Origin of the sequence: Acinetobacter sp. RIT698, assembly GCF_009668065.1 — a bacterium.
Lineage (GTDB): Bacteria > Pseudomonadota > Gammaproteobacteria > Pseudomonadales > Moraxellaceae > Acinetobacter > Acinetobacter guillouiae.
This window is the reverse complement of sequence record NZ_WJYH01000043.1, coordinates 1-17,068: the sequence shown is the minus strand read 5'-3', so window position 1 is coordinate 17,068 and position 17,068 is coordinate 1. Positions and strand designations below refer to the sequence as shown.

Below are 17,068 nucleotides of genomic sequence, written 5' to 3'. Positions count from 1 at the left end.
TCACCATGATTTAATCATCTGTGCTTCAAATAAGAATGGGAAAAATGCCCGTCCTGCAGTTGTCTTACCTATAGGCACTCCAGCATCCACACGCAGAAATCGTTTGTATCCGACAATCTGCGGTTGATAACCTTGCATTGCCGTAAGAATTTTTCTGATATATGGGTCAGCTAATTGGCGAATCGACATAGTTTCACTAAGTTGAGCTGATGCATCAGAAACACCAAGCGCGATCAACCACTGTTGATAAATTGCATTGGCTTTGCCATCTCCTGATGTATCAGAGATGCGGTCACCAACATAGATAATGCCTATACCCACATCACCAATAAGACATTCAAAAAGATCATCCACATTGAACGGCGTAACAACTTCATCAATATCAGGTAGTTCAGTTTTAATACGCTTCAAAATATCCTCTTCAAGCGCAAAATAGTTATCAATGTTTTGCATCAGTTAAAACCTTGTATAAATATTCTTCAATTTCAAAGAGAATTTCTTGTGAATCATCAACAGAAATTCCCATAAATGGACGAGGCGGAATATAAACGGCCTTAACCTTTACCCAACCACCTGTTGGTGTTTTAAAAGTTAAATACTTACCTGATTTTGGTTTAATCGTGCCCCCAAAATGCAAAATAGGTGCATATTTAACATTTGTTCCAACACTAATCGTATTACCCTGAACCTTTGCGATAATTGAATTATGCAATCGACCAGTATCACGTAGAGTTTGCCCACCTTGGACTTTAGCTCGCCATGACTTTTTCCAAGGCTTATCATCAGTGCCAATTCCTGTGCGAATTCTTTGTTGCACATTAAATTCGAGAATATCTGAGATATCTTGCCAAAGTCCCGATGGATCCTCTACACGATCAACAACTCTTCGCATAAACTCCTGCAACTTATTTTGACCATGCATCTGTATAGAGTCAGTCATATCAAATACTCGGCATGTTATCTAAAATACAGTCTGAGAAAACTCCCCCTTTATACGTTGTACCAATTGGCATAGTTTTCGGTGATGTATCTGCAATAGCCGTCTCTTCTTCACCAGATTCATTGATGATTTTGATTGTCAGAATTCCTCGACCTACTGATACTCGCTCTAGAAACGAAATTGCATCTTCATATCGTTGACGCACTTCTTCACTTGCCTTCGTCTTCCAAAGCAAGTATCGGGCAATATCACATATATAAATTTTGAGATTTTCAGGAACTTCAGGTAATGGGATTGGGTACTTCAAACCGATATATCCGTCGGCAATATTTGAAGCATCTTGAATTGCTGATTTAACCGACTCATTAGTTGTTAAAGCTTTTTCTAATCGATTGATCTCTAACTCACCAAAGCGCAAGACCAGATCTTCACGACTTGCATACTCAGACATATATCACCTATTTAGCTGATTCCTTTGGCTTCGCAGCAGGTTTGTTATCTGCAGGTTGAGATTTTTCAAACTCGGCTACTTTAGCTTTTAACTCAGCTACTTCAGCTTCTGCTTTATTTTTAGCTTCTGTAAGCGAAAGTTCATTTGCTTTCAACTCTGCATTTTCTGCAGCAAGCGCAGCCATTTGGGATGCAAAGTTACTCTCTTTAGGCTGTACAATGGCTTGCTCTTCTTCAATAGCCCCAGATGCTAAAAGGGCCTGAAGTTGTTTAGCTTCAAGCCCTTTGATTTCATCACCTGGTCGAAAGTGACCAATGGATTGTTTTGCAATGTATTTAGGCATTTGAGCCTCCTTGAGAAATAAAGCCAGTACCACCACATACACCATTCTTGTTTGATGGCACTGCAAGTGGCGCTGATTCAGTCATCAAGAAAATTCCGCTTGGATCTTCGTTATACCACTGACGATCAAAATATTTAGCCACTGCCCCATTTGCTAACATGTTTTTAATTTTACATTGTGCAATTGAGCCTTGGGTATCTGAGATAGCACCAAAATAATCATCAGGGATGAAGCGCTTTAAACCATTTTTTAAACGGTAAGTGGCATCATAAACCCACAATTCTTTTTCATCCAAATAGCCTTTAAATGAGGCACCTTCTTGAACATTCAAACTTGGCTTATAAGGTACTGCAATTCCAGCATAAGGCTTCACAAAGCGTTCTTTGAATTCTTCATTATTTGATAAAGCTGCCCAAACCTTTCCTGACATTAGGTAGAGTTTAGAAGCACCCCCATTTGCATCAAGCAGAAGCTTTTCAATAGCTTCGATATCAGTTACAGGTTTAGCACCTGCCTGATTCCATGGAATTAATGGTGTAAAGTTCAGGGACGCATCACGTTCATAATCAACCATGTTATATTCATAGTCATCAGATTGAAGTAAATACTTTCCTTTGAGCAATAACTCCGTTGCCATCAATAAAACAGAGTTATCAATCGCATCATGATTTCGCTTCATAACTGCAATTTGAGCAATGACCATTTTTTCCTGATCAGATAATTGCTGACTTCCTGTAGAGATGATCCCTGCAGTACGTAAACGCTCCATTAAGGCTTCATCAAATGAGGTTGCAGGCGTCACCATGTTTTTTGGTTTGTAATACGCTGGTTGAACAAATTCGACCTTTGCTGCACGTTTAGTATCAAAAGGCTTACCAGGTTGATGTGGGGATACTAAGGGTGCAAGATCATGCACTGTATTGATTTCTGCAAGTGGGACCTCATCACGGTCAAATGATGGGCGATTTGGGAACAGCTTATCTAACAGCCAAGTATCCATTGGCTTATAGTTTGTGTGAATAATTGCAAGCTCACCAACATCAAGTAATTCAAGTGGTGCGCCATTGACAGTAAAAGACTGAGGCATTGTTTAAAATCCTTATACTTTTGAAAATTCGATTTTGTTTAGAGTTGCTTTTGCACGTGCCGCATCATATTTAGATGGCTCTAAATATTCCCCAGCAATTCGCACAGCTTCGATACTGAATACACCACCAAAATAAATTGGAATTTCAATTCCATCAGCTGCCATTTGGGTTGCTTGTTGAGTAGTTACATCTTGGCCACATACAACATTCCAAGTTTTTTCATCTGTTGCATGAGTGACCACATTGGAATCAGATAAAATCAACAGATCCCCAGCTTTGTAAGCCGTTGCAGTAGTCACCTTGGCATTTGCACGACGAAGTTTTTCAACATCTAGATTGAATGGGCGTGATTCTCGGCTCACGTTTCCTAAGTAGGTTTTATTGCTCATTTATTAAGCCCCTTTATTCTGGCCAGCGAAGGCTTGAGCACCAGAAGTAAACTTGTGAGGTTGATCTTGATTAGGTGTACCACCTTGACCACCAGTCGCTTGGTGATTGAATAAGTGTTGCAGTGCTGGATTTATTGCAGGAATAGGTTGCTGTTGTTGTCCTGCTGATGGTTGTTTTGATGAGAACTGACGAAGTTGTTTAGCCATAAAACTAAAAGCTACGTCATCCATATCTGTATAAGACTTAGTATCTTCAGCACTGAATTGAGTGTTTAATTCAGTTTGAAGTGCTGCAATGTCTTCAGTACGTTTTTCAGCTTTAAACTTTTTAAGTTCAGTTTGTGCTTGATCACGTTCTTGCTCTGCTTTAAGACGAGCAGCTTTCTCTTGTTCGAGTTCGCTCACGTTGATGTCCTCTTGTGGAGTTGAGTTTGTTTTACCTGAAAAGGCTTGAATTGATGTCTGAGTGTCGGCTCCTACACCACAGATTGTGATTTCGTGGACTCGCACATTTCTAAAAACATGCAGTGGCCCTGTGAATTCCTGACCATTTACTGTGATCGTCTTACCTGCAGATATTTCCTCAATACTGTCAGGATCTGCCCACCAAGACATTTGAAACGGATATTCTTCATCTGCGTCAGTAACAATTTCTTGAGCACGTGGATTAGATAGGAAGTGCCCCTTAGCTTTGAATTTATTGGTTGTTTCAAATTCAGTTGCCACCCCTACACGAAGTCCACCAAAATGTTCTTCAACTAGACCAATCTTTGGCTTTAATTGAATATTTTGAAGATCAATAACTACTCCACTTCGGCCCCAGTAATAGTGGTTATCAATTCGTCCACCGCTATATACTTCTGCATCAAATGTACGGCGCTTCTTCGTATCATCTTCATTAATCGAAATTGGTACGTTTACGGCTGTAAATTGATGCTTCAGATGTTCTTTCAATTCATCTGGCATTTTTCATGCTCCAATAAAAAAACCACCCGTATAGGTGGTTTTATAATTAATAAATAATTAATTAAAACTTACATCTTTCCAGTCTTTAGGTTTATGTTTGTTTAAAAATTCTGCATCATTTATTCTAGGCACTGTCTCACCCCAATTAGCAGAATTATTTATTATTGATCTAAATTTAGCATTAGCATTTTTAAAATCGACAACTTCATAATCTTTAGCTGCAAACCATGATTTATCAGGACTAGGATCCTTATTTGTCACAATCTTGTTTTTATCACTTCCAGCAAAATCTAAATAATGTGTTGTTTTCTTAATAATATACTTAACACCAAATGCATTTACATTATCTGCCAAATGCCCCGTATCCCCTGCTTTACGCGTGTTTACCCCTTTGTGTTCAGTTGTTGAAACAAATTCTGGTTTATCATTCTTCATCCAAACTATCGCATGCTCCCATTCGTGACGATGTCCTCCCAAATACCCATCATCTTTAACAGCGTACAATCCAAATACACGAGCCTTATATTCAGGTTTATTCTTTGATACAACTTCGTTATAAACTATGTAAGCCTTACTTAATTGGTTAGCATAACCACAATGGCCATTTTTAGCTCCCCCTGTTCCAATGCCATGATTTGCCTTCAATTCCTTTTTGTCTGAATCAAACCAAACAGGTGATGAAGCTAAACAGCCATCAGTACCGAACGCAAATACAATACGTCCTTTGTTTAGGTCAACTGGAGATGGTGGCTTGTTTTCAGCATTAATTGTTAGACATGCAGCCTCATCAGCTGGACATAAGTGTTTTGGCCAATTCTCTGCAAAGGAAGTTAATGGAGTCAAAAATCCAATTGCAAATAATGAGAAAATTGCTTTTTTCATGATTAATACTCTTAATTAATTTTACTAAGTATTAAAAATAAGGCTCAAAAAGCATTAAAAAAATACCTGAAATTGGGTAATATTCAAAAAGGTTGAGTCTATATAAATCAAATAACATATAAAGTGCTATTTGCAATGAACATTCGATTAGCGCGCTCTTCAGTTTTTTTCAAAATCACCTCACTTTCTGTAATATCAATAACTTCTAAATTCAAATCTGATGCCAGCAGATAACCATCCAAGCCTTGTATTTTTGATAGATCAATTGCATGGCCTTTCATATCCAAAATTGTGATCGTTTTACCTGCATTCTCAGCTGTTTTAAATAAAGTAGGCGTTTGAATTCCGATCACATTACCCTTCTGCAAGCTCAATGAATCAAAACCTTTAATATTGTTCCCAGTGAGTTTATTTTTAAGATTCTTAGCAAATCCAAGCATTGATTGAAATGAATCATTCATCCAATCCCAAATAGACTTTGATTTTCTATCAATACCTTTCTTGATTACAGCATCTTTTAAAAGTTCGGTCAGATTCTCATCTTCAGCTGCAAGCTCTACAACAAAGCGCGGGGCTGACGGTGCTATATCTTTGCCACTAACAATCACAGTATCTAAAAAATCATCTAAGATTATTCGGTTTGATTCTTTAAGTGGTTTAAAAGCATTAACGATTTCCTTTTCAACATCTTGCTCAAGCAAAGCAGTATTCTTAATATCAAGAATTTCAGATGAGTAAGGTAGATCTAAAAGATTGTCTGCTATTTTTTGGTCAAGTACTTCATTTAAATTCGAGCCCCAAGTCGCAGGGTTAAAACTCCAACCTAAATTACGTGCAACCTCTGGTAGATCTTCATCTGAAGTAATACCGTATTTCTCAGCTTGCTTCTTAGTTAAAGCAATCACATGGCAACGACACATAAAATCCCACGGCGGGTAATACAACGTCCAAAAAGGATCATCTATGTGCCTAATGATGTTGTTTAACTTAAGGTGAGTTGGTCTTACCCGACTATCATTAATCGCAACATACATCAAATATGGTCGTGATTCCTTGTTAGCCTGTTGCTGTGTCCACCTCCCATGTGCATAAGCCATTTGCATGTTAGTACGATAGATATTTGCTAGGTGATGATCTGAGAGTTCAATGCCCTCATCAGCTATAAGTTTCTTAAACTCATCAAAAGTTGAACCATTTTCAGTTGATTTATTTACCAGCTCCAAAACAGTCTTGATTTGATCGATAGAGGCCAATCGACTTACTGTAGCGGAGTAATGCCTTGTTTTAAGATCAAGTAAGTAAAACTCTTCAGGTAAAACGACATTGCGACTGCGCGCATATTTTAAGGCTTCTACATAATCAGTCATGTCTATTTTCCTTGCCTGGCATGTACATAACCCATTACATCAGACATAAACAACGCTCTCGACATTGTGAGTTCAAAATCATCAACTGATGAACCTTTAGTTGCTGAATACAACTTAGATACCAATTCGCTTGTGTCCGCTGATTCAGATACGATTACTTCAAGTTCTGATTCAGATAACAGAACCTTTGGCTGATTTTTAGCAATCTCTTCAAGTTCAATCTGTTCAGGCTTTAAGTTTTGACTATGAGCTTTAAAATTGAATGAAGTTTTAGGGAGTGCATGAAATTGTGGAGTAGTTAATGTGTTAGCTTCACTCGCAACAGCCACATCACCTTCAATCAAATCATATTCACGTTGGAAATACTGATTCGTTAAATTTGCACCAGCATTCTTAAGTTTTACATCTCGCTCAGCTTGATCTGCTTTTAATGATTTTTCATCACCAATCACTACCGTATGACGTTCCCATCCATTCAATGCACATAGTGCATCTATAATTGCTTGAATTGTCGATGTAATCATTCGAATGTCAGCATTGACTTTATTGTTTTGGACTTCTAAGTGGACTTCTCCTAATGCTCTAGATCCTGCACCATCTGTACCACTCGTGAGAGTTTGTCCCAATACAACTTTTTGAATACTTCTTTCAACTTTCTTATCAAATGATTCAAAGGCTGCAGATCCACCATTTCCATTTGATGCCGCTGAAAGTAGCTCAACAGATTCAGTATCATTTATAGATAGAACAGAGCTTGCATGAGCATTAAGTAATGCAGTCATCATTTCTTTGACTTGTTTTGATTTACCTAATAACAATGGATTACCAAAGCGCTCAACAAATTTAGCCCAAAATTTAGTCGTTCCATTTTTAAAAAACCACAACCAGTACAAACGACTGAAAAGTGCCTCACCTAATGGATTCTCATAAGTAGGCTTACATTGAGTTAAAAAATGTTTGAATTGTTGATTACACTCAATATCACGATTTTGATCATTATAATTTTGCAATAGTAATAATCTTCCATCATTCTTAGGATCGAACCATTGCATTGGTTTTACGCCTATCCATTTCCATCCAACGAAAGGCGTAATCACATCACCTTCAACATGTAGCATATCCTTGTTATATACGGCTTCAATTACCGAAAAACCGTACCACCGCGCATTCTGAGTGCCTAACACTAACTCAGACCACCATCTGGTCAATTGTTGAATCAGAATTTTGGTTTGAATACCGTCTTTTACACCGCTTTCAGGGTCTAGTCTAAACGGCGAACTCTCAAGTTTATCCTGGCGCTTTTCGACACACTGATAAATTTCATCATCGTACATCAACACAGATAAGCGATGACGAGATACGCCAGCCTTTCTTAATACTTCATCAACATCGGGCATACGCGTTAAGAAGTTTAAAAATGCTGTTTCCGCTTGTTGAGTGTATAAATGCCCACCAACAGATAGAGGGCTATCTACTTCCTTTTTCTTACTTTTCTTAGCCATTTTAGCCTGCCATTGGAGGTTGATAATTCAGCATGACCGTTGCCTCTTCGACTGCATCGATCAAGGTATCAACTTGGTCATCATGATCGTGAGTCATCGCAGCATTGAATGCCTCACACTCTTCAGTGAAATCAGCAATCCATTTTGAGTTCATTGGTAGCATTACGAACCGGTCTTCTGGTTTATTTGCAAAGTCATGTTCAAGTGGTACCTGTATATCCATAAAGCGAGTCAATTTATCCGTACCGCGCTGCACAGGTAATACCGGAACACCTGAATAAGTACCTAGATTTTGAATAAGTTGAGTTCCATGGGCTTTATCTTCGACCTTCATCCAGCGGATTGGTCTTAACTCATAGGTATAATCTTTGTGTTTATCGATAAACTTCTGCGCCTGACGGTTCATTTCAGGGGCTTCCCATTTACCACGTAAAAGATCAATCAAATAGAGCTTCCCATCAATGCCAAGCCCAACCAGTAGAAAGACGGTATAGTCGTTATGCTCTTTAGTTTTTTGAGCTGTATCGACATAGATTGCACGCCACTGTAACGGCGGTAATTCTTTGTAATAACCGAACCATTCTGCTTTGATTAAATCACCACCTAATTTCTTAGGTTGTTGCTGGTATTGACTACCAAATGTATATCTAGAAACGATTGCACCATCTTTATCCTTGCCACCTTTCTCAAGTTGCAGTAAGGAATTTAATGATTCTTTTTGTGGCCAATAACTTTGTCGGCCCTTTTCATCCCTTTCAACATTTCTAGGCACAAGCATTTGAATATGGTTAGGCAGTGACTGAATGTATTCATCATCAATCAAAGCGGGAATCGAAACTTGAGCCCAATCCCCTGGTACATTTCCAGACATAACGAAATTTGTAGGGTCTTCTGAATGAAGACGCTGCATGATCATAATGATTGGTGTTCCTGACTTTGCTTTTCGTGAATTGACGGTGTTAAGAATTTTTCGATTAGCCTTATCTCTTGCAGGCTTACTAAATGCGTCTTCAGGCTTTAACGGATCATCTAGAATGATGCAGCCAGTAAATCCATCATCAGCTAAGGTCCCAGCACGGCGACCTGTTACCTGACCACCCATTGAAGCAGCATATATATGTCCCGCTTCATAACCGTCTACAGTGGTTTTCCAGCTTGCCTTAGCATCTGTGCTTGTCGATATATTTGTCTTCCACATTTGCTGGAAATCATCTGATTTCACTATGTTTCGGGCTGTGGATGACACATCCTCCACCAGCGACTGTGAATAAGATAAATACAAGAACCTTGAGCGTGGATTTAAACCAATACCCCGTGCAATTAGATTGGTGGTTAATTCGGTTTTACCAGCACCTGGTGGAACGTTAATTACAAGGTTTGCAATGTTACCCTTAACTACCTCATCTATAAGCCAAGCAACATATTCATGGTGCCAATTCACAATGAATTTAAACCCCATTCTTGGTTTGAAAAAACGGCGTGTGAAATACAAATGCTCTTGCTCGCACAAAGTCTTTTCTACATGTGTTTGCAGATTCATTTAATACTCCTCTTGTGCCCTCCTAACCGCTTCATTTACTTGTTCTTGGGTAGCTTGCACTAAAGAGGTTTGCAGTGGTTCACCTCCCTTACCAGTGATTTCTTGACGATTGGTATATTTACCACCCACATCTTCTGCAGCTTGTTTAAGAATATTTAAAGCAGCTACACGATTCTTAGAGTGCTTTTGGTATTGATTCTCTAATCGTTGAAGTCGCACTGCCAAATTTGCTATTGGAATACTTTCAGGTTTACCTAAAAACATTTCACGCGTCTTTTCAAAATCTTTTTTTAATTCTTCACTCAGATTCTCGCCAGCCCGTTTTGTTGGGTCGTATTTTTCACATTGCTGTTTAGTAACAACTACCCCATATTCTTGGTTGACGAGCTCTACTGTTTCAGTTGGTGTGTTAAATACGGCAAGTGAGCGAACTATAAAAAGTTTTACCTCTTTTTTTAGTGCCGCCATAACCTTTATCCTGTCAACCTACGTCAACCAAAATAAATAAAAAAAATCCCCTATTAAGGGGATGCTTGATAAATAATAGACCTCTTACAAAAGTCAAAAAATGATCAGGAGTCAATGTTGATTTTATTAAGTTTCATCAATTCTAAAGCTATCATTTATCCAATATTTCATTACGGCAGGAAACTATTTCTGAAAGTTTTCAACAGTTAGACTTTTCGAAAAATGTTTCCTATCCTCCTCAGTTGTGCACCCAAATTCCCGCATCACCGACAAAGTAAGTATGAGTGTCCTCAACTTCAATATTATAAACCGTCATGGTGAGATGGCCTTCACCTTCACTCCATTCTACTGTATCTGGGTCGCGCCAATGACCCTGTCTAAATCCATAAAATTCAGCACCTTCTCGATGCTCTTCAGGAGTCTGATCAATTAAACGTTGTTTCCATTCATGATCATTTATCCAGAGTTTATCCATTATTGGTCTATAGGCTGGGTCACTGTAGTCTCTCTCACCTGTGATTAAATCAATAAAGCGTCCTCCTGATTGCCCAGTCTCATCACTATAGTCAACAATATAACCAAAACCGGCTTTATACGTTTTTAGTAATGGAGTTATGCCTTTATATTTACCATCATAACCGCCTCCACCATAGCTAATAAATTTGTTACCATCTTTAATCACCATAGGATCTTGAGGAGTTAAATTTTCTGCTGGTAACCAGCCTTGATTAATTGTCCAAAATGGGTGACAAGCTGTAACAAATAATGAAGATGGTTTTGCTTGTTGATCTAGAGTTCTTCTTAATTTAAAACGCTCTTTAATCGGTAGCTTTGGATCAACGTAGTGATCAAACTCCATAAGGAATATTGGAACATTATCTGTAGTCGTGGTTTTACGAATTCGTTTATAAACCAGTTCACCACTACCATCTGCAGCTTTAGATAAAACTTTATCACCAACCTTAAGTTGTTCAATAGCGATAAGCCCTTGCTCAGTATTTACCATAGTGCCCGCAGCAAAACAGGTATGTGATGTATTATTGTCTCCAACGTTACTATCCTTGATTGGTACTACCCCCCTGTCAGTTTGAACCAATCTACCTCCATTAAAAGAGGTTTGGTCAGGTATTATCGAAGCTTGTACTTTCTGATAATTGATTGTTAATTTATTTTTTTTCATCTCTAACAATACCTATTTAAACATTAGAACAATCCAAAAAAACGCTTTTTAGGTTTAATCAACTCTTCTATGACGATTGTAATAATCAAGGTGTTTTCATTTTCAATTCTTGCACCTTTAAAATACTGGTAAAAATTTTTACTTGGATCAACCATATTAAATTTTACATTGGTATCAGTAAACTTCATTAATTCTTCAGCCAAAGTTTTCATTAATAAATCATCATTGGGAAGAAAACCAAGCTTTTCATGAATCTTATCGATTGCGTAATAAGAGTCAGAGCCCCTTTGCATTGTTTCAACTGCATCTGGAGTCACAGCAAAAAGTTGGTGATTAGCAAATTCAGTACCGCACAATTGATGTAAGAATTCTTTTAATTCAACAAACTGTTGGTCACTAAGTTGTTCTAAACGTGAAGTTTTCAGGAAGTGAGAATGTGAGGTTATTTTCCCTGTATAATTTATCCAGTTATCAAATACTTGAGCTTTAATCGTTCCAGCTAAAGAAAGATATTCACAACTTTCAACATCATATTTCATTAATAAATCCAAAGATCTTTTAAAGGCGATTATTTAATAAATGCTTTACAAATACAATCTCATTTTTTCTATATAAATCAAACTCAAATGATTTTAAGTCCAGAAGTTCAAAATTTAGAAATTAATTTGAATATTTCATTTAATCAAACATGTTCCGCAGCACTTGGAAATATTTAAATCTGATACAAACGGCGGGTTTTTAGCGACCTCAACCATTCGCTTGACGTTTTCGCTTGCTCCCCAGCGTTTGACAACGCCTATAAACTCTTCTACATCATGGCCAGCTAAATAATGTTTAGGTAAGCCTGTATGATCGCTATAGAGTATTTCCCCATCCTCGTCACGCTCTACACCAATATGGTAAAGCTCATGCTCAATCAAAGCACAAAATTCACGATCATTTGCACGTTCACAAAAGCTTGCATCAAATGTGATGAGATATATAGGAACAAATCCAAACCAGTCGCGCATTTGCTGCTCTTGCCGAGCTTTGCGCCATCCCCCCTGGTTAAACATAACCTTTTCACATTGACCTAATACCATCCTTTTTTTAGCAACGGCGGCAGATGACGCCCAAGCGAATGCTAAAAAGGTTTCATCGTCGTGTAATAGCTCTGCTATGTGGTCATGTTCGGGATTATGAAGTACACCGCCAAGAGTTAGAAAGTTAGTCATCACCCATTCTTTTAGATCCACGGCTGGCGCCAATCGGATTGCTTCTTCTTCATCTGCTTGATCAATCAGTTCTGTCGGTGGAAATGGTCTGATCTGTTCCATTTTCTAATCTCTCTAATTGCCCTTGAATCCAATTGATGACATAACCTGAAAGGATCTGATCGGGGTGAAATCGTTCAATTTTATAACCTAGCTCTTCAGTTTTATCATAGCGATCAACACTCCAAGCTTTATTGGATAACTTCCCACTTCGCCCACCAGACCATGAGCCTCCCTCAATTTCAACAAGTAGTCTTAACTTAACGATATGAAAATCGAATCGCCAATTTTTAGTGTGGATTGGTTGAAGTTTACGTTCATACCCAATTAATAAATCACTAAGTTCTTGATGTAAAGTTTCATCAGCTTCTAAATAATTCTGTTTCGCCTTAGGCAATGGTCTTGTTCTTGGTTTTGTTTTAATTGGATACTTTTTTGTAAGGTTGAAGTATTGGTTAATTTCCATCAAGGAACCTCCAATATGAATAGATTTTTATAAACTTGATGCTACAATAATTACAATAAAATTAAGTATCTAGGAAACATAAAATGAAGTTAGTTGAAACTATCGCAAATATTGAGAAAAACATTAAGACGTTAGAGCGGGACAGGAGAAAAAATTCAAATTTAGAATCTGAATATATAAGACTAATTCAAAACGGTAATTGCTATCTCCCCTACCTAAATGGAGATGTTTTATCTTTTATCCCTTCTAGATTTATTGGATATATTGATAATAATTTATCCATTCACACTGAAAATATTGAAAGACATGGTGGTCGTACTAATCAAGCAATTAGCAAAATCCTATCCCTTAATCCAATTCCCAATGAGTTTCTAGAGGAAAAATTTCAAGAATTCTGCAAATCTCAAAATGCTATCCCAAGTATTAAGCCACGAAAATTTTGGATTACTCAAGAAATAAAAAATCTTATTGAAGATGATGAAATCGATAAAATAAAAAACAATCCGAAAATTAAAGCCACTGAAAAAGAACAATTAATAAAAGCACGCATAGGACAAGGAAACTTCCGTAAAAGCCTAATTGACTTATGGGGTCAATGTTGTATTAGTCATACAAATTTAATTCAAGTTTTAAGAGCATCGCATATAAAACCATGGAAGGATTGTAATAATGAGGAGCGACTTAACAAATTTAATGGTTTACTTCTAACCCCAAACTTTGATGTACTTTTTGATTGTGGTCTCATCTCTTTTAGTGACAAAGGAAGCATCCTAATTTCCAAATTACTTTCAAATGATCAATGTAAAATTTTGGGAATTCATAGAAAAATTAAAATTAAAATTGAAAAAGAACATTTGGAATTCATGAAATGGCATCGAGATATAAAATTTTATAAAAAGAATAATACTTAATTTAGTTTTTTTGATTTTCAAATTTACTTCCCCCAATAAAAAACCTCCTTAGGGAGGTTTAAATCAAACATTGTTACCAATAGTGACTGGTAAAGGAATTAAAACTTCCAGTTTTGGATTAGCTGATCGCTGTCCGCTCCAGTATTTTTGAGCTAAAAGATAAGTATTTATAACTTGTCCACCAATAAATAATAAATTCATATCACCTATGAAATAACTTTGGTCCTCAACTTCTACTTCAAATAAATTAAAACCGCCGGCATGGTTAGTATTTGCAAATTCAACTGCTTCCGCTAAACTTTGCCAACCAAACATTGAAGTCATTCTCGATGGTAAATGAGGGAAATCCGCCCTTCTAACTTGCTCAAATATTGCTTCTATCATTGGAGAAACTGGTAATAATTGCGAATCGCCAGTTTGATTACAAAGAATTGGATCGTTAAGCAAATAACTGGCACCATGTTTTGATATTCCATCTGGGTAAAGCTGATTAATACCACTAACTAGTTCTTCAATAGTCAACATACCATCTAATGAACATTTAAGAATTAACGAGAAGTCTGATATAAGCTCAAAACTTTCTCCAGAACTTACTGCGCCAGACCTATCAACAGTAAAAAATTTTTCCAATTCAAACTCCAATATTTTTTAAAAGCATTATTCTAATTCACCAGTGAGTAAATTTAACTCATTCAATGAGTTAAATTTATTTTTTGTAAAATCTCCCCCCACACTTCCGACACTCTACCACTATAAAGAAATCTGAATATTCCCAAACATTTCGGCAGAAGATTTGTTTTACTTTGAGAATATTGGTCTCCTTTGGTAAAGATTTAGTTTCATTAAACTACTGTCTTTATTTATATCTTTTGTTTCCACCACTTGTAATGCAGTAATGACCGCCACGTGGACCGACACAATAATCAACGACCGCACAAGAGCAATCACTATTGTATGATTTACTACTTGAGCTATGACTTTTTGAAACAGCCTGTTTTGTGTTTCTAGTTTCTTGTTGTGCAAAATATTGAGGCTTGGTTTCAGTTTTTACTTCGTAACAACCAGCACCTTTGCACAATGATTTTATTGAAACCCACTGTGGATCTGAACCATTATCAATAATCCTAGACCATCCATTTTTAATTTCATAGATGGAAACTGAGTCACCACGTTCTTTTTTACCTAATATATTACCATTAGGCTTATCCCGAACATTCAGTGTTGCGGTATTTACATATCGTTCTTCAATTACTGTTTCTTTACTTTCTTGTTCGGTTGCTTGCTCAGTAGCACTTTTATTATCTTTATCATTACCAGCGACCAAAGCCCCCAAACCAACAACTCCTGCAAACACCCACCCAATATTAGATTTTTTCATATCTTTAATATTCATTATAAAAATGTAAAGATAACAAAATTAGGGAATTAAATATAACAAAAATTTAAATAGTACAAAAAAAAGACGCCTAAGCGCCTATTACTTAAATTAGCTTTTACTGAGTAACAACTCTGCGTATAGGTAAAGCACAAAAACCATTTTTCTTATTAATAGTTGTATAACATAATCCGTGTTTACCTCTTATTGAACTAAAATCCGTAATTTCTTCGAATGTATCCAGATACCTTGTAACAACTTCAATCTTAATTTCATGCTTATCACTATAATTACTTAAATATGCAATTCTATTTTCGCCATTTTCCTGACGAACTAAATAAGTCTTACCATCTAATTTATATTTAATGAAGCTATTTCCCACACCACTCCATCTTTCAATCAAACATATTTGCAATTCGCTAGGTTTGCCGTTCACTAATTGTATGCAATTAGTTCTACCCTCAATAATTGGTTCAGCTTGCACCAAATTGTTAAAAAAAAGAATTACAGCTGAGAATGCAGCTAATCTAAGAAACATTGATATGCCTTTTTTAGATTTAAAAAATTAAAACCCCGCAAAGCTAGGTTTATCTAATTGATTACAAAAACTTCATCAATTAAAAAAATATATCAAAGTAACAAATGACTTACAAGATCAAGTGATGTGCTGGCCATATAGCCTATATGGTAAGGATTGAAGAAATCAAAAGTCTATGTTTCCTCAATTTCAACGGCGTTTTGACAGCTTCTTAAATTCGTTAAACACATTGGCGCTCTAACAGCGTTGACTAGTCTAAAACTTAAAAACCCACCTTGCGGTGGGCTTATCGTCTTTGCACAGAACGAATGATCAATTTAAAACCTAACGACTAAATAAGATGTTAACTAGATCACAATAAAAATATACTCTGCGTAATTTGTTATTGCAATAATCAAAGATAAATTTAAGGCAAAAAAATACCCACTAAGAGGTGGTCTTAATGGGCGTTCAAAAACTAAAAATTGTGTGGATTACCATAACTTCGTCCACTATAGCTGAAATATGCCATATACCTTGTACAAGGTCAAGATTCTAACTATCTTTATCAACTGAATGCGGAGTCGTGGTTTGGTCTTGCTTATTTGTATCTGTATCTCTTTTTTGACATGCTGTTAAGCACATCATCAATATTAAACTTATGATTGAAATAACTTTCATAGCAATCTGGGCCTCATTTAAATAAAATATCTATTGTAGAGATAATTAAAAACATTCATCTAAATAAATTTTATTAATTCCAAAACACTGAAAATATCTGTTGATCACCAGTTGATCGAACTTGTACTTTATAACCAGCTTGCTTGAATTCATCACTCAAGTTACATATATCTTGGTAATCGATATCCTTAGAAATACTTTCACTTACTGACAACTCTCCCTCATCGGCTTTCTGAACAATTTGTGATTTTAAAAACCTTTTTAAATTGTCTATGGTCTGATGTTGAATATTCTTCGTAATATCTCTCAATTCATTTTTCGCTGTATTTAACATATTTACCCTCTTATCGTTGACTATAAGTGAATAAAAAACAGCTAAAATTATAATATTTTTAAACAAATATCTTTAAAATTAGTGGTTTTTAAACTCTTGATAGTCAGTTATCAAAAGCTTTAAGACAATGTCGGCAGACAGTTAACTCACCATCTTTACAACGATGAATATCGAATACTCTGTGTATGCCGATCAAGCATTTAAAATATTGAATCATAATTACATCCTCCCTAAATGCATATCTTCAGATATGCTTATGTCCAAATTGAATTATTTATAAGACTAATATTCCATAATTCATCTTTTCTATGTAAGCATGAGAAAATTAAAAATAGTACTCATAATTGTATCTACATCATGTGCTTTAGAAACATTCTGTATTAAATGTGAATAAATGTAAAAATAGATCTTTTTT

At 36.4% G+C, this 17,068-nt stretch carries 21 protein-coding genes; 1 reads left to right on the top strand and 20 read right to left on the bottom strand.

Going from position 1 to position 17,068, the window contains the following annotated elements:
- The 16 genes from GJV03_RS16545 to GJV03_RS16470 form a co-directional block, all read right to left on the bottom strand.
- Complete coding sequence (locus tag GJV03_RS16545) at positions 1–453, bottom strand: hypothetical protein (protein ID WP_004724464.1); 453 nt, start codon at positions 451–453, stop codon at positions 1–3.
- A complete protein-coding gene (locus GJV03_RS16540; RefSeq protein ID WP_154130602.1) occupies positions 440–940 on the bottom strand; it encodes a phage virion morphogenesis protein in 501 nt (166 codons plus the stop codon). The genes GJV03_RS16545 and GJV03_RS16540 overlap by 14 nt, the downstream gene beginning before the upstream one ends.
- 1 nt (position 941) lies before the next feature.
- Positions 942–1,391: a DUF1320 domain-containing protein gene (locus tag GJV03_RS16535; protein WP_154130601.1), complete on the bottom strand. Its 450-nt coding sequence runs from the start codon at positions 1,389–1,391 to the stop codon at positions 942–944.
- A 7-nt stretch (positions 1,392–1,398) separates the two neighbouring features.
- On the bottom strand, positions 1,399–1,734 hold the full coding sequence (locus tag GJV03_RS16530; protein ID WP_154130600.1) for a hypothetical protein: 336 nt from the start codon (positions 1,732–1,734) through the stop codon (positions 1,399–1,401).
- The gene (locus GJV03_RS16525; protein ID WP_004724473.1) at positions 1,727–2,821 is read right to left on the bottom strand and encodes a major capsid protein; all 1,095 of its coding nucleotides are present in this window, start codon (positions 2,819–2,821) and stop codon (positions 1,727–1,729) included. Before GJV03_RS16525 ends, GJV03_RS16530 begins: the two co-directional genes overlap by 8 nt.
- A 12-nt stretch (positions 2,822–2,833) precedes the next feature.
- On the bottom strand, positions 2,834–3,211 hold the full coding sequence (locus tag GJV03_RS16520; RefSeq protein ID WP_154130599.1) for a hypothetical protein: 378 nt from the start codon (positions 3,209–3,211) through the stop codon (positions 2,834–2,836).
- Between the two features lie 3 nt (positions 3,212–3,214).
- Positions 3,215–4,177 carry a hypothetical protein gene (locus GJV03_RS16515; RefSeq protein WP_154130598.1) on the bottom strand — a complete coding sequence of 321 codons (963 nt, stop codon included), beginning with the start codon at positions 4,175–4,177 and terminating at the stop codon, positions 3,215–3,217.
- Between the two features lie 57 nt (positions 4,178–4,234).
- Positions 4,235–5,059: an NPP1 family protein gene (locus GJV03_RS16510; RefSeq protein WP_154130597.1), complete on the bottom strand. Its 825-nt coding sequence runs from the start codon at positions 5,057–5,059 to the stop codon at positions 4,235–4,237.
- A gap of 107 nt (positions 5,060–5,166) precedes the next feature.
- Positions 5,167–6,426: a phage minor head protein gene (locus GJV03_RS16505; RefSeq protein WP_154130596.1), complete on the bottom strand. Its 1,260-nt coding sequence runs from the start codon at positions 6,424–6,426 to the stop codon at positions 5,167–5,169.
- A gap of 2 nt (positions 6,427–6,428) precedes the next feature.
- Positions 6,429–7,928 carry a DUF935 family protein gene (locus tag GJV03_RS16500; RefSeq protein WP_154130595.1) on the bottom strand — a complete coding sequence of 500 codons (1,500 nt, stop codon included), beginning with the start codon at positions 7,926–7,928 and terminating at the stop codon, positions 6,429–6,431.
- Between the two features lies 1 nt (position 7,929).
- Positions 7,930–9,468 (bottom strand): phage terminase large subunit, encoded by a 1,539-nt coding sequence (gene terL, locus GJV03_RS16495; protein ID WP_154130594.1) that lies wholly within the window; start codon positions 9,466–9,468, stop codon positions 7,930–7,932.
- Entirely contained in the window at positions 9,469–9,936 is a 468-nt protein-coding gene (locus GJV03_RS16490) for a DUF2280 domain-containing protein (RefSeq protein WP_154130593.1), read from the bottom strand.
- Positions 9,937–10,174: 238 nt separating this feature from the next.
- On the bottom strand, positions 10,175–11,032 hold the full coding sequence (locus GJV03_RS16485; RefSeq protein ID WP_252720726.1) for a Hint domain-containing protein: 858 nt from the start codon (positions 11,030–11,032) through the stop codon (positions 10,175–10,177).
- A gap of 107 nt (positions 11,033–11,139) precedes the next feature.
- Positions 11,140–11,655 (bottom strand): hypothetical protein, encoded by a 516-nt coding sequence (locus GJV03_RS16480; RefSeq protein ID WP_154130591.1) that lies wholly within the window; start codon positions 11,653–11,655, stop codon positions 11,140–11,142.
- A 135-nt stretch (positions 11,656–11,790) separates the two neighbouring features.
- The gene (locus tag GJV03_RS16475; protein WP_154130590.1) at positions 11,791–12,432 is read right to left on the bottom strand and encodes a putative metallopeptidase; all 642 of its coding nucleotides are present in this window, start codon (positions 12,430–12,432) and stop codon (positions 11,791–11,793) included.
- Complete coding sequence (locus GJV03_RS16470) at positions 12,392–12,835, bottom strand: hypothetical protein (protein ID WP_154130589.1); 444 nt, start codon at positions 12,833–12,835, stop codon at positions 12,392–12,394. Before GJV03_RS16470 ends, GJV03_RS16475 begins: the two co-directional genes overlap by 41 nt.
- An 83-nt stretch (positions 12,836–12,918) precedes the next feature.
- Between GJV03_RS16470 and GJV03_RS16465 the strand changes: the two genes are divergently transcribed.
- Positions 12,919–13,746: an HNH endonuclease gene (locus GJV03_RS16465; protein WP_154130588.1), complete on the top strand. Its 828-nt coding sequence runs from the start codon at positions 12,919–12,921 to the stop codon at positions 13,744–13,746.
- A gap of 63 nt (positions 13,747–13,809) precedes the next feature.
- Here the strand turns inward: GJV03_RS16465 and GJV03_RS16460 are convergent, their stop codons facing one another.
- The 4 genes from GJV03_RS16460 to GJV03_RS16445 all read right to left on the bottom strand — a co-directional run bounded on the left by GJV03_RS16460 (position 13,810) and on the right by GJV03_RS16445 (position 16,653).
- Complete coding sequence (locus GJV03_RS16460) at positions 13,810–14,376, bottom strand: DUF2441 domain-containing protein (RefSeq protein ID WP_154130587.1); 567 nt, start codon at positions 14,374–14,376, stop codon at positions 13,810–13,812.
- Between the two features lie 226 nt (positions 14,377–14,602).
- Positions 14,603–15,124, bottom strand: a complete 522-nt coding sequence (locus tag GJV03_RS16455; RefSeq protein WP_154130619.1) for a hypothetical protein — start codon at positions 15,122–15,124, stop codon at positions 14,603–14,605.
- Positions 15,125–15,239: 115 nt separating this feature from the next.
- On the bottom strand, positions 15,240–15,659 hold the full coding sequence (locus tag GJV03_RS16450; protein WP_154130586.1) for a hypothetical protein: 420 nt from the start codon (positions 15,657–15,659) through the stop codon (positions 15,240–15,242).
- Positions 15,660–16,392: 733 nt separating this feature from the next.
- Positions 16,393–16,653, bottom strand: a complete 261-nt coding sequence (locus tag GJV03_RS16445) for a hypothetical protein (protein WP_154130585.1) — start codon at positions 16,651–16,653, stop codon at positions 16,393–16,395.
- Between the last annotated feature and the right edge of the window lie 415 nt (positions 16,654–17,068).